Origin of the sequence: Synechococcus sp. PCC 7502 (genome assembly GCF_000317085.1) — a bacterium.
Lineage (GTDB): Bacteria > Cyanobacteriota > Cyanobacteriia > Pseudanabaenales > Pseudanabaenaceae > PCC-7502.
In genome coordinates this window covers 2,858,222-2,871,151 of sequence record NC_019702.1, presented here as the reverse complement: position 1 = coordinate 2,871,151, position 12,930 = coordinate 2,858,222, and the positions used below count along the sequence as shown (strand labels likewise).

13 protein-coding genes are annotated in these 12,930 nt (G+C 41.8%); 9 read left to right on the top strand and 4 right to left on the bottom strand.

What is annotated here, in order from left to right; translation table 11 throughout:
- Positions 1 to 64 precede the first annotated feature (64 nt).
- The 4 genes from SYN7502_RS14340 (at position 65) to SYN7502_RS14325 (ending at position 4,239) form a co-directional block, all read left to right on the top strand.
- On the top strand, positions 65 to 1,081 hold the full coding sequence (locus SYN7502_RS14340; protein ID WP_015169503.1) for an ABC transporter substrate-binding protein: 1,017 nt from the start codon (positions 65 to 67) through the stop codon (positions 1,079 to 1,081).
- 22 nt (positions 1,082 to 1,103) lie between these two features.
- Positions 1,104 to 1,889, top strand: a complete 786-nt coding sequence (locus tag SYN7502_RS14335) for an MBL fold metallo-hydrolase (protein ID WP_015169502.1) — start codon at positions 1,104 to 1,106, stop codon at positions 1,887 to 1,889.
- A 62-nt stretch (positions 1,890 to 1,951) separates the two neighbouring features.
- Positions 1,952 to 3,313: a type III glutamate--ammonia ligase gene (gene glnT / locus SYN7502_RS14330; RefSeq protein ID WP_015169501.1), complete on the top strand. Its 1,362-nt coding sequence runs from the start codon at positions 1,952 to 1,954 to the stop codon at positions 3,311 to 3,313.
- 71 nt (positions 3,314 to 3,384) lie between these two features.
- Positions 3,385 to 4,239 carry an ABC transporter permease gene (locus SYN7502_RS14325; RefSeq protein ID WP_015169500.1) on the top strand — a complete coding sequence of 285 codons (855 nt, stop codon included), beginning with the start codon at positions 3,385 to 3,387 and terminating at the stop codon, positions 4,237 to 4,239.
- A 90-nt stretch (positions 4,240 to 4,329) separates the two neighbouring features.
- Here the strand turns inward: SYN7502_RS14325 and SYN7502_RS14320 are convergent, their stop codons facing one another.
- Both SYN7502_RS14320 and SYN7502_RS14315 read right to left on the bottom strand, forming a co-directional pair.
- Positions 4,330 to 4,977, bottom strand: coding sequence for a lysophospholipid acyltransferase family protein (locus SYN7502_RS14320; RefSeq protein ID WP_015169499.1), 648 nt, complete (start codon positions 4,975 to 4,977; stop codon positions 4,330 to 4,332).
- A complete protein-coding gene (locus SYN7502_RS14315; RefSeq protein WP_015169498.1) occupies positions 4,965 to 5,453 on the bottom strand; it encodes a 2TM domain-containing protein in 489 nt (162 codons plus the stop codon). Before SYN7502_RS14315 ends, SYN7502_RS14320 begins: the two co-directional genes overlap by 13 nt.
- Positions 5,454 to 5,659: 206 nt before the next feature.
- Between SYN7502_RS14315 and SYN7502_RS14310 the strand changes: the two genes are divergently transcribed.
- The 4 genes from SYN7502_RS14310 (at position 5,660) to SYN7502_RS14295 (ending at position 9,926) form a co-directional block, all read left to right on the top strand.
- Positions 5,660 to 6,307, top strand: a complete 648-nt coding sequence (locus tag SYN7502_RS14310) for a phycobiliprotein lyase (RefSeq protein ID WP_015169497.1) — start codon at positions 5,660 to 5,662, stop codon at positions 6,305 to 6,307.
- A 93-nt stretch (positions 6,308 to 6,400) separates the two neighbouring features.
- Positions 6,401 to 7,666, top strand: a complete 1,266-nt coding sequence (locus tag SYN7502_RS14305; RefSeq protein ID WP_015169496.1) for a late competence development ComFB family protein — start codon at positions 6,401 to 6,403, stop codon at positions 7,664 to 7,666.
- Complete coding sequence (locus tag SYN7502_RS14300) at positions 7,663 to 8,601, top strand: methylenetetrahydrofolate reductase (RefSeq protein WP_015169495.1); 939 nt, start codon at positions 7,663 to 7,665, stop codon at positions 8,599 to 8,601. The genes SYN7502_RS14305 and SYN7502_RS14300 overlap by 4 nt, the downstream gene beginning before the upstream one ends.
- Positions 8,602 to 8,633: 32 nt before the next feature.
- The gene (locus tag SYN7502_RS14295) at positions 8,634 to 9,926 is read left to right on the top strand and encodes a TldD/PmbA family protein (protein WP_015169494.1); all 1,293 of its coding nucleotides are present in this window, start codon (positions 8,634 to 8,636) and stop codon (positions 9,924 to 9,926) included.
- A gap of 19 nt (positions 9,927 to 9,945) precedes the next feature.
- Here the strand turns inward: SYN7502_RS14295 and SYN7502_RS14290 are convergent, their stop codons facing one another.
- Together SYN7502_RS14290 and SYN7502_RS14285 are read right to left on the bottom strand one after the other, a co-directional pair.
- Positions 9,946 to 10,437, bottom strand: coding sequence for a low molecular weight protein-tyrosine-phosphatase (locus tag SYN7502_RS14290; RefSeq protein ID WP_015169493.1), 492 nt, complete (start codon positions 10,435 to 10,437; stop codon positions 9,946 to 9,948).
- Positions 10,438 to 10,463: 26 nt separating this feature from the next.
- Entirely contained in the window at positions 10,464 to 10,823 is a 360-nt protein-coding gene (locus tag SYN7502_RS14285) for a uroporphyrinogen decarboxylase/cobalamine-independent methonine synthase family protein (RefSeq protein WP_015169492.1), read from the bottom strand.
- 132 nt (positions 10,824 to 10,955) lie between these two features.
- Here SYN7502_RS14285 and acs point away from each other — a divergent pair, with 132 nt between their 5' ends.
- A complete protein-coding gene (gene acs, locus SYN7502_RS14280; protein WP_015169491.1) occupies positions 10,956 to 12,926 on the top strand; it encodes an acetate--CoA ligase in 1,971 nt (656 codons plus the stop codon).
- Positions 12,927 to 12,930: the final 4 nt, after the last annotated feature.

Sequence of the window (12,930 nt, the reverse complement as noted above, 5' to 3'; positions counted from 1 at the left end):
ATGGTTGGATTGTTTCAAGTCTGATTAAATTTCCCATTAAATTAATTACACGGACTAAGTTTCTATGATCAAATTTTCTGCTTGGATACGCTGGATTACCCTAGGATTTGTCTCTCTATTTTTAGCTGTTGCCTGCACTCAACAACCTAATGCCACTGCCCCTAATGCTACTGCGCCGACCTCTTCATCTGAGCCTTTAGTCTCCGCCACGAATAATTGGGTTGGTTATTCTGGACATCATGTGGCTGTTGCCAAGGACTTTTTTACTCAAGCTGGTTTAAAAGTGCAAGACTTGTTTTTTCAGAGTGCTAGCGAAGAAATCACAGCTTTTTTGGCAGGTAAGGTTGACATTGCTTGGGTCACATCTGGAGATGCCATTCAAATGGTAGAGAAAGACCCGTCGATTAAAATGATTTATCTAATAGATTACTCCAATGGCTCTGATGGCATTCTTGGGCGTAATATTAATTCCCCAGCCGATGCTAAGGGAAAAACTATTGCTCGGGAAAATATTTTGTTTGAAAGAGTGCTTTTACAGGCTTATCTCAAGAAAGCTGGTTTAACTGAAAAAGATGCAAGCGTGAAAGATATTGCTGCTGCGGATGCTGCCACTGCCTTTGCTTCTAAACAAGTAGATATAGCTGTAACCTATGAACCCTATTTAACTAAGGCGGCTGCCCAGGGTGGAGGTAAGGTTATATTCTCAACTAAGGATACTAACCTCATTGCTGATGTGATTGCCGTAAAAGAAAAACTAATTCAAACCCGTAAGGCAGATCTAGAAGCTTATTTCAAAGCTGTAGATAAAGCAGTGAAGTTACTGGATGCTAGAGACCCCGAAGCATTAAAAATATCTGCAGACAAGTTAGGTGTTTCCTCGGATGAAGTAAAATCTCAACTTGAAGGGGTAAAGCTATTTGACCTTGATGGGAATAAAACCGTTGGCTTCAATAAGGATAATCCCAATAGTTTAATTGGTAACCTTGATCTGACGGCAAAGGCAGCATACGAGTTTAAAATTGTCTCCAAACCCCTAGCTGTAGAATCACTATACGATGATTCAATCGCCAAAGCTTCTTAGCTAAAAATTATAAGCTGAAATTATGGGCAGTAAAGCGGTTTGTGAAAGTTGGTTTTCAACCGAGCGTATTAGCGATAATCTCTACTTAATCACTGAGCCTCATTATTATTGGTATAACCGTGCCAATCTTTGGTTAATTAAAGGTCGTACCCAAGATATTCTGATTGATACTGGATTAGGGGTTTCTAGTCTGCGTCAGTATATTGCCTCTTTAATTGATAAACCACTATTAGCGATCGCTTCCCATATTCACTTTGATCATGCGGGTGGTATGTATGAATTTGATCATCGTGCCATCCATGCTGCTGAGGCTAAGGCATTAGCTTGTGGTGATAACTATGAAGCACTATGCGATCCCACTCAAGGTTGGGTTCATCTTGATCACTTTGAATTATTACCCCATGCTGAATTTACCGTAGAGCAGTACAACCTTAAAGCCGCAGAACCAACTCGAATTTTAGAGGAAGGTGATGTATTAGACCTAGGCGATCGCAGTTTAGAAGTCCTACATTTACCCGGACACTCATCTGGTTGTATTGGCTTATATGACAAGCGATCGCAGGAGCTATATTCAGGGGATGTGATCTATGATGGCGAACTTTTAGATGAACTCCATTGCAGTCATATTCCCACCTACATTTCCACCTATGAACGGTTGCAAAAATTACCCATAGATCGAGTTTATCCGGGGCATTACAGTATGTTTGGACAAGAGCGATACCAGCAAATTATTCAAGAATACCTAGATCGGCGCCGACTGCCCTGTTGTCCCTCTGATCGAGTGGGCTTCCTCCCTAAAACACCATAGCTATAAATTTAATTACTAAATTCAATCACTGTTAATTACTACTAATTACTACGGAAGTATAAATGTCTGAGATTTTAACACCTGAACTTCAAGCCCTCAAAACCTCTCTTGCATCCCAAGGCGTAAAATATGCCCTTGCTAGCTTTGTTGATATTCATGGTATGTGTAAAGCTAAGTCAGTTCCCCTAAGTCATTTTGACCAAATGATGGCTGGCTCCGAGCTATTTACAGGTGCCGCCCTAGATGGAGTTCCCCAAGATGTCAGTGATGAGGAGGTTGCCACCTACCCTGATCCTAATTCCGCCACAATCTTGCCTTGGAATTCTGAAATTGCTTGGTTTGCCAGTGATTTATATCTGGAGGGTAAGCCCTTTGAGGCATGTAGTCGGGGGATTCTCAAGCGAGTTTTAGCTGAAGCTGCCAGTATGGGTTTTACCTTTAATCTGGGAATCGAAACTGAATTTTTTCTCCTCAAAGAAGACGAAAATGGTAAACCAGTTCCAGTTAGCGATCGCGATACCCTAGCCAAGCCCTGTTATGATCTGCCCGGATTATTAGATAACTTCGCTTGGGTAACAGAGATTGTCGAAGCAATGAATCAGATGGGATGGGATGTTTATTCCTTTGATCACGAAGACGGCAATGGTCAATTTGAAACCGACTTTGCCTACTGTGATGCTCTAAAAATGGCTGATCGGTTCACCTTCTTTCGCTTAATGGTAAAGGAAATTGCCCGCAAGCACGGCTTTTTTGCGACATTTATGCCTAAGCCCTTTGCCAATCGTACTGGGAGTGGTGCCCACTTTAATATGTCCCTAGCGGATATCCAAACGGGAGAGAATTTATTTTATGATCCTAGCGATCGCCGAGGTTGTAAGCTTTCTACCCTAGGCTATCAGTTCATCGCTGGAGTGCTAAGACATGCCTCAGCTATCTGTGCGGTAATTGCTCCAACCGTAAATAGTTACAAGCGCTTAATTGCTAGAGGCAGTATGTCGGGCTTTACTTGGGCTCCAGTTTATGTGTGTTACGGCAATAATAATCGTACTAATATGCTTAGGATTCCCTTGGCTGGTGGCAGAGTGGAATGTCGGGCTGCGGATATTTCTACTAATCCTTACCTAGGGGCAGCAATGATTCTAGCCGCAGGATTAGAAGGGATTCGTGAAAATCTTGATCCAGGAGAACCCCATACGGAAAATATGTATAAAAAATCCCTAGAGGAACTATCTGATATGGGAATTCAGTTTTTACCTCGAAATCTTAGTGAAGCAATCACGGCATTTGCTAGCGATCGCCTTAGTGAGAAGGTCATGGGTTCATTGATGTATAACAGTTATATCAACTTCAAGTCTCAGGAATGGGAAGAATATCACACCCATGTTTCCGATTGGGAAATTCAGAGATATTTGAAATTTTTCTAATGTTCTGATTATTTCTAGTCTGATTATTACTCAATTATCGCTAAATTTAGATTGAATAGGAGTTAGTCGTAATGGTGGAATCCAGTTTTATCAAGCCAGACTCAGAGCCTCGCCAATATCGGTACCTATCTCCTTCTGTATTTTGGAGTATCCGTCAAGGATTTCCCCAGAAGCTGTCATTATTACTGGTGGGATTATCTCTGATCATTCCTTTAACGATATGGACTGTAGTTAGCTCCCTCCAAATAATCTCACCCACTTTTCTCCCTACCCCGTGGGCTGTCGTGGCGGCGGGATATAAAATGTTTACAGAGGCAAACCTATTGGCAGATATAGTCTCCAGTAGCGGTAGGGTTTTAGCAGGCTTTGTCTTGGCAGCAGTAATCGGTGTGCCAATCGGACTAGCAATGGGAACTTTTTATAGTATGGATAGCCTATTTACTCCCATTGTCGGTACGGTGAGATACATGCCTGTGACTGGATTTGTGCCTCTTATTATCATCTGGGTAGGATTAGGGGAGCCTTCAAAGATTCTGATCATTATGTTAGGGGTAGTATTGTATAACGCCATTATGGTTGCGGATGCGGTTAAATTTATTCCCAATGAAATGATTAATGTTGCCTATACGATGGGAGCAAATCGTTGGGATGTTTTAGTAAAGGTGATCATTCCCGCCACTTTTCCCTGCATTCTTGATACTTTGCGCGTAAATATATCAGGGGCATGGAACTTTTTAGTAATTGCGGAGTTGCTGGCTGCCCAAAATGGCTTGGGATTTAAGATTATTCAGGCACAACGCTTTCTCCAAACTGAAAAAGTACTATTTTGCATTGTTTTAATTGGTGTAATTGGTTTAGCGATCGATTACGGGCTAAAGTATTTGTCTAGTATCCTTACGCCTTGGGCAGATGAGGTACGTCATTAGTTAGTTATTTGATAAGTTATTAGTAAGCAAGTCTAATCCCTCGTCGTAGAACTTCACTATGATGATTTATCAGTTTAGAGTAGGGAACCGTTAGCGTCCCAAGCTATGGAGATCATTAATTGCCTTAGCACAGCGATCAGTAATTGCCTGTAATTCAGTGCGATCGCTTTTGGGATCGGGAGGTGGAATAATTTCACCAATTCTGACTGTAACCGCAGCTAAACGAGGCAATTTAGAACCTTTAGGTAAAATTTGATCAGTACCCCACAGACTGACAGGAAGTAATGGGGCGTGGGTCTTAGCAGCAATTAAAGCAGCCCCTAATTTGGGATCGGTAATTTTGCCATCGGGGGTTCTTGTGCCTTGTAAAAATACCCCAGTTGCCCAACCGTTTTCTAAGGATTCTACTGCCGCCCTGATTGCTGAGCGATCGCCTGTTCCTCTTTTAACTGGATAGGCACCATAGAGTTTAATCAAAGTTTTTAGGACTGGTACCTTAAATAATTCCTCCTTTGCCATAAATGCCACAGGGCGACCAACACAATTGGAAAGTATAGGTGGATCAAAGTCACTGGCATGATTACTGACAACAATCAAGGCTCCCCGTTTTGGTACATTTTCAGCACCGTAGATTTTGGCACGAAAACAAGTGTGCAGGAGGGGGCTAACCACTGACCACTTAAAAAGTTGATATAAAGCTAGACTAATTTTGGGTTCTCGCTCTGCTAATTCAGCCATTCTGAAACTGTAGATGTAACTTTATCCGTAAGTTTAGCAGTAAGGCGATCGCGCTGTTGTTTACGTTGCCATTTTGCAAACTGTTTAGCATATTCACTACTATCTTTTTGATAGGTAGCCCAAGCATCCAGCACTACACCTAAGCCCCAAAACATTAGGGGATAGACTGCCCAAGTAATACTGCCAGAGCTAAATAAATTAATCCCAAGTAAAAAAGAATTTACGATCGCATACTTCAAGAAACCATCCCGAAATTTTCGCTGTTTGTAGGTATCAAATTTTGTGAATTCGGTATTTTGCAATTCCTGCGATCGCCATTTTTGTTCTGCAGCTAAAAACTCTTCTCGACTTACACCTAATTCTGTGGCAATTTCTTCAACCTGCTCTCGGCTTAGCTTTTGCGGGTTACTGCTACGACTGCTTAGAGCATGGCGCAATATTTGGCTTACTTGTTCTTCATCATAAAAATCAGCCATGACTTTCACTCGAAATTATGAAATTAATATGCTTAACCTCAATACTAAATTATTTACTAAAATACTTGCACTTGCCCTGATCGTAATTATTTCAAAATCACAATAATCTGGCTAATCAAGTAACAAATCAGATCACATTAAACTGGATCAAATTTGTCATATGCTATCGTAAAAAATTGAGGTAGATGCGATCAAGGTAGCTAAAAATGCTAGGAATAGAAGAGTTCTTTTCTAATTGTTCAGGGCTATGGAAAACCGAAAGGACCTATCACACACCTGCGGAAAATGAAGTAGAACGATCCTACACCGAGTTTCAAGTCACACCCCTAACCAATGAAGATAAGCAAAAACTGCTGATCCCAAGCGATCGCTTATCTATTCAAGTTGACTTACAGCAATTTAATAGTCAAAATAACCAAGAGATTACACTGCCCGGTTTTGCGATCACCTTTGATACAACTTCGGAAAAAGGAGAAAAAGTCTCTATGAGCTTAAAAGCATTATTTGTACCAGACATCTATGTTACTTCTGCTAGTGCAACCCAACCTCTGCCAGCATTACCCACTGCTGCTGAAGTCTTAGATGATGCCGAAGTGATTAAAGGATTTTATTTACGCAATGAAGGTTACTCAGAAACAGGGGCGATCGCTGGACGTTTTACCTATCAACCAACTCGTCAAACCTTAGAAATGACCACCTATTACAAACGATCTGTCGCCGTAGATCAAATGCGGTTTATCACTCCCAATTTGCGCTTACGGACAATACTTACCTACAAACGTGAAGGAGATACTGTTCCTGTAGAAGTTACTTTGGTGGGCTTTGGCTTAGAACAGCGTTATCCACTTAACTAGGATTAATGAATATAGAGTTTTTGTTAAAATTTAACCTTTTTAAAAATTTAAAGACCTTATACTTAAAAGACTACTAATTTTTATACCCCAACGATGGCAAGCCTTAAAAACGTACTTGAGGACATTGTTTTATCAGAAGCGATCGCTCAACTAAAAGCCATTGACAAATCCGATCATTCAAATTTGAGTGAAATCGTAGCCTATGCCTTAAATCGATTACCACCATTGTATGCGAGTACTGATCGAGGCTGGTTACAACAACGTAAACGCGCCCATAGTGAACTGATTAGTAAAATTCAATCCACAGTGCGTCAGGCGATCCTTGGTGCCAAATTTGATCCACTGCGGCAGGTAGAGCCATTACCTGAACAAGAAATCGAGACTCCTGCCCATTCCCTTGCCAAACTGCAAAAACTATTAGGTAAGCCCGACCTCACTTGGCAAAATGTACCTGCGGTGGTTCAAGAAACCCTAGAAAAAATTAGACGAGATGTAAATGCAGGCTATACCTATCAACCTAAATCAAAGCGAGAGGTAACAGAACTGCAAGACTATTTAAAGCGTTCCAAGTATAATCCCGCTAATAGTTCATCTAATAAGACGCACAAAACTCCGGGGAATACTGAGCTAGGAGTGGAGTCCGAATTTCAATCCTATATGCTTTCGACTTCCTACGCCTTTACCAATGCCCTAGAAAAGTTAGTAGTAACCAACGTTGAACAACAGATGACGCAGTTAGGTTCTGTCTTAGCAAGAGCAGTTAAAATTGAAGATGCTGCTGCCTATGCCCTCAACCGTCTGCCCACGATGTATGCAACTTCGGCGGGAGGTTTGCAATATCAACAACAAAAGGCTAAAACCGATCTAGCGGATGAGATTTCCTCAACTGTAATTCAGGCTTTGCTTACCCTTGGTAAGGCACCGACAAGGATGGTTGGACCTTTGCCTATTAATAAATTTGATCTCGAAGAAGAACAGGCACTATTGGAATTAAAGCCCATTCTCCAGCGTGATGAAATTACTTGGCGCAATGTTGTACCTTTGCTGGAAGAGGCTTTTGAACTGGCTAAGGGAGATGCCAATCGCCTCACCAAAATGCTAGATCAAATTAATCGAGTATTTCAAATCCATTTAGATGGCACTGACCTCTCCTTGGTCTATGACGACTTAGAAAATATTCTGATTATTAAGGCTTTGACTAAGTATGCGTTTTGGCTGTTGGTTGAAAATCCCCAAGTTGTGGCTAATGATGCCCTCCAAATTTTCCCAGCGATCGCCTCAATTAAGTTAGTATCTCCTGTCTTTGCCCATCCGCTAATATATACAAGACAGGAAATGGAGGAAGAAAGAATTTCGTGAGTTTTGCTGCTGGTTTTTATCCTAACTTTTCAAATTTAAGTAATTTATACAACAGCTTTAAAGCTAACGCTCTCAACAAAAACTTTTTAATTACCGCCGAAGTAGCACCGCCACGGGGTTGTGATCCTCAGCCCATGATTTCCCAAGCCCAATTACTCAAAGGTCGGGTTCATGCTGTGAATATTACTGACTCTAGTCGTGCGGTTTTGGCAATGAGTCCTCTAGCAGCTTCGGTAATTTTGCAATATCAAGTGGGCATTACGACTATTTATCAACTTGCCTGTCGCGATCGCAATGTTATTGCCCTCCAAGGAGATTTACTAGGGGCATCAGCGTTAGGCTTACAGAATGTGTTAGCACTTACGGGTGATCCAGTTAAAGCAGGAGATCATCCCCAGGCTAGGGCGGTGTTTGATTTAGAATCGGTACGTTTACTGCAGGCGATCGCTAAACTGAATCAAGGGCAAGATATTAATGGTCGTCCACTTGATCAACCTACGGATTTATTTGCAGGCGCAGCCGTTGATCCTCAGTCCTCCAGTTGGTCGGGCTTACAGAGACGGTTTGAACGGAAATTGGCAGCAGGTGCAGAGTTTTTTCAAAGTCAATTAATTACAGATTTTGATCTGTTAGATAAGTTTATGCAAAAACTAGGAAATCCCAGTCAAAAGCCAATTCTGGCGGGAGTTTTTCTGCTGAAATCTGCTAAAAATGCCCAATTTATCAATAAATATGTCCCTGGTGTGCATATTCCCGATCACATTATTAACCGCTTAGCTCAAGCCCCAATTCCCCTCCAAGAAGGGATAGCGATCGCAGCAGAACAAGTTAAAGCTGCTAGGGAAATCTGTCAAGGGGTACATCTGATGGCAGTCAAAACTGAACATTTAATTCCGCAAATTCTCGACCTTGCTGGTATTCCTCCTTTAGTTTAAGTTTGCTAGTTTAATATAAAGTTTAAAATCCTATGAATCCTGAATATCTGCTTGAACTTGCCCTTAAGCATGGAGCTACTGCGGCTGAAGTTTATATTTCCCAATCCCAATCTCAGCCCGTATATTTTGAGGCAAATCGGCTGAAGCAAATAGAAAATATTAGTTCTGAAGGCACTGCCCTCAGACTTTGGAAAAATCATCAACCGGGCTTGGCAATTGCCTATGGAGATATAGCTCCTGAGACCCTAGTAGAAAAGGCATTGGCTCTTAGTGATTTGAATGCACCTGAAGAAATTTATCTTAATTCCAGTTCTAGTTCTACTAATTATGCCAGCAATGCAGAATGTCTTCCCATATCTCAGGCACAGCTAATTAGCTATGGGGAAGCAGCGATCACCCAAATTACGGATATTTATCCTGACGTAATCTGCTCAAGCCAGTGGGATTATGGTACTCAAAGTATGCGGCTGATTAATTCATTGGGACTAGACTGTAGCTATAGCGATCGCAGTCTTGATGGTTCGATCAGTGCTGAGTTAATCAAAGATGAGGACTTTTTGAATATTTGGCAAAGTCATTCTGACCGATCAAGTTTTCCCCCACATCTGTTAACGGCACCCATACTACAACACCTAGAATGGTCAGATCGCAATGCCACATCAGGTAATGGTAAAGTACCAATTTTGTTTACAGCCAAAGCTGCGGATACTTTGTGGGGTATAGTGGCTGAAGCTTGCAGTGGTCGTCATGTGCGCCAAAAAACCACACCCTGGTTAGATCAGTTAAATCAACAGGTAATTAGTCCCGCCATTACCATCAGTCAAAATCCTACCCTTGGGATGCACAGTTTACCTTTTGATGATGAAGGAACTCCTACTCAAACTGTGACTTGGATTGATCAGGGTATGCTCAAAGCTTTTTATGGCGATCGGCGCACGGCTGCGGAACTAAATCTTGAACTTACAGGCAATGGATTTCGCAGTGGTTTAGGTAGCTATCCCAGCCCTAGTTTGTTTAATTTAATTATTGATAGTGGTTCTGGAAATTTAACTGACCTGATCTCAAGCATTAGTGATGGTATTCTCATTGATCAAATTTTGGGCGATAGTCCCGATCTGTCAGGAGATTTTGCTATTAATGTTGACCTCGGTTATCGGATTAAACAGGGGAAAATTTTCGGCAGGGTTAAGGATACTATGGTTTCTGGCAATGCTTTCACCGCCTTAAATCATGTTATCCAACTGGGAAGCGATCGCTCTTGGCAGGGATCACTCTATACACCGTCGTTAATTGTAGATGGACTATCTGTAACTAGTAAAAACTAGCCGTAAATTTAATCAAAGCTTAGGTTAAATATTCAGATGCTAATAAACCGTTACAGGCATCAAACAACAAATCAATTACATAATCAAAGCCATCTACACCGCCATAGTAGGGATCGGGAACTTCTTTGTCTGGATAAGACGTACAAAAATCACACATCATTTTTACTTTATCTCGATATTTCTGTTCGGGGTCTAGTGCCAATATATTTTGATAATTGGAGCGATCCATTGCCAAAATTAGATCGAATTGCTGAAAATCTTGCTGAGAAAATTGTCTGGCTCTGCCATGTAGGGTAATACCTCGTTTTTTTGCAGCAATTGCCATGCGTCGATCTGGGGCTGCCCCCGTATGATAACTGGCAGTACCTGCAGAATCACACATAATGCGATCGCTTTTTCCTTGGACTGCAACTAAGTGATTCATAATATTTTCCGCCGAAGGAGAGCGACAGATATTTCCTAAACAGACAAATAAAAGTTTTTGGGGTACTTGGGGTATATTGTCGGACATTCTAAAAACTAAATAAAAACTAAAATTTAATTATTGCGGCTTTGGCGAAGCTCTTGCAGTAAGTCTCGGATTGCTTCTTGGTGGGATTTAGCGATCGCTTGGGAAGATTCACCCGCTTTGGCTAATTGTCTGGCAGCTTCGGTGGATTCTTTTAAAGCTAGAAGTAATTCCGTTACCGATTTGGCTTGCTCGTAAAAAGCATCAACAAATTTATCCATACCCGTTTGCTGATTAGCAGCTAGTTGTAATGCCTTTTCAACGATTTTACCCTGTTCAATAGTCACAGTTTTTAACTCGTCAATGCTGGTGGCAATCAAGGCGATCGCTGTGCATAATTTGTCTAGTTTTTCTTCAAAACTGGCGGGAGAACTAGAGTATAGATTCATGCTAATTCACTAATTTCTATGATTTCTAAAAGTTGTCACTGCCTAAGTCAGATCAACCTCATATCTAAGGTAAATCAATTTATACTGAGAAATACGTTAATATCCAAAATTTTTATCTAAATTTTTTATTCTATGTCCCAGCCTGCGATCGAGTCTATTCTTGCCGAAAATCGCCTATTTAGCCCTTCTGAAGCGTTTTCCGCATCTGCACATATTAAAAGTTTTGCCCAATATCAACAAATTTACAACCAAGCCAAGGCAAATCCTGAAGCATTTTGGGCGGAGTTAGCTGAGCAGGAATTAGACTGGTTTCAAAAATGGCATACAGTCCTAGATTGGCAACCGCCTGTGGCAAAGTGGTTTGATGGTGGCAAAATTAATATTACCTATAACTGCCTCGATCGCCATTTATTAACTGATCGTAAAAATAAAGCTGCCCTAATTTGGGAAGGTGAACCAGGTGATAGTCGCACCTTGACCTATGCTCAACTGCATCGAGAAGTTTGTATATTTGCTAATGTCTTAAAATCCCTTGGTATTCAAAAAGGCGATCGCATTGGCATTTATTTACCGATGATTCCTGAAGCTATGATTGCCATGCTTGCCTGTGCCAGAATTGGTGCGCCTCATACTGTCATTTTTGGTGGATTTAGTGCCGAAGCTGTACGCGATCGCTTAATAGATGTTCAAGCTAAGTTGGTAATTACCGCCGACGGTGGTTGGCGCAAAGATGCGATCGTGCCATTAAAAGAACAGGTGGATAAAGCTTTAGCAAATGACGTAGTTCCTTCTGTAACTAATGTAATTGTGGTTAAGCGTACGGAACAGGATATTCAAATGCTTGAAGGTCGCGATCGCTGGTTAGATGATTTAAAGATTGGAGTATCCGCCAAATCCGATCCAGAGCCAATGGATAGTGAAGATATGCTATTTATCCTCTACACCAGTGGTAGTACGGGCAAACCTAAGGGAATCGTTCATACCACAGGCGGCTATAACCTTTATAGTCACATTACGAGTAAATGGATTTTTGATCTAAAAGATACGGATATATTTTGGTGTACTGCTGATGTGGGCTGGATCACTGGACATTCTTATATAGTCTATGGTCCCCTCTCCAATGGTGCTACAACTTTGATGTATGAAGGTGCGCCCCGACCTTCCAATTTTGGTTGTACATGGGACATCATTGAAAAACATGGGGTGACAATTTTTTATACGGCACCCACTGCCATTCGCACGTTTATTAAAATGGGGGAGCAACTGCCCAATGCCCGTGATTTATCGTCTTTGCGTTTAATTGGCACCGTGGGGGAACCAATAAATCCTGAGTCTTGGATGTGGTACAAAGATGTAATTGGAGGCGATCGCTGTCCCATTGTCGATACCTGGTGGCAAACTGAAACTGGAGGCATTATGATCACCCCACTGCCCGGTGCCATACCCACTAAACCCGGTTCTGCGACTTTACCTTTCCCCGGTATTATTCCCGATGTGGTTGATTTAGACGGTAATCCTGCGGCGGATAATGAAGGCGGTTATTTAGTAATTAAGTATCCTCACCCCGGTATGATGCGAACTGTCTATGGAGATAGCGATCGCTTCCGTAAGAGCTACTGGGAACATATTCCGCCCCAGGATGGTAAATACGTTTACTTTGCGGGGGATGGAGCCAGAAGGGATGAGGATGGCTATTTTTGGGTCATGGGTCGGGTTGATGATGTAATTAACGTGGCAGGTCATCGCCTTGGCACTATGGAAATTGAGTCTGCCCTTGTTTCTCACCCCGCGGTAGCTGAAGCGGCGGTAGTCGGTAAGCCCGATGAGGTTAAAGGGGAAGATATTTTTGCCTTTGTCACCCTAGAACGAGAATTTACCTCCAGTCCTGAATTAACGAAGGAACTCAAACAGCACGTTGTCCAAGAAATTGGGGCGATCGCCCGTCCCGGGGAAATTAGATTTACTGATGCTCTGCCTAAAACCCGTTCGGGAAAAATTATGCGGCGATTACTGCGAGCGATCGCTGCTGGTCAAGAAATTACCAGTGATACTTCTACTCTAGAGGACAGAACAATTTTAGATAAATTGCGTGAAGATATTTAAGCAA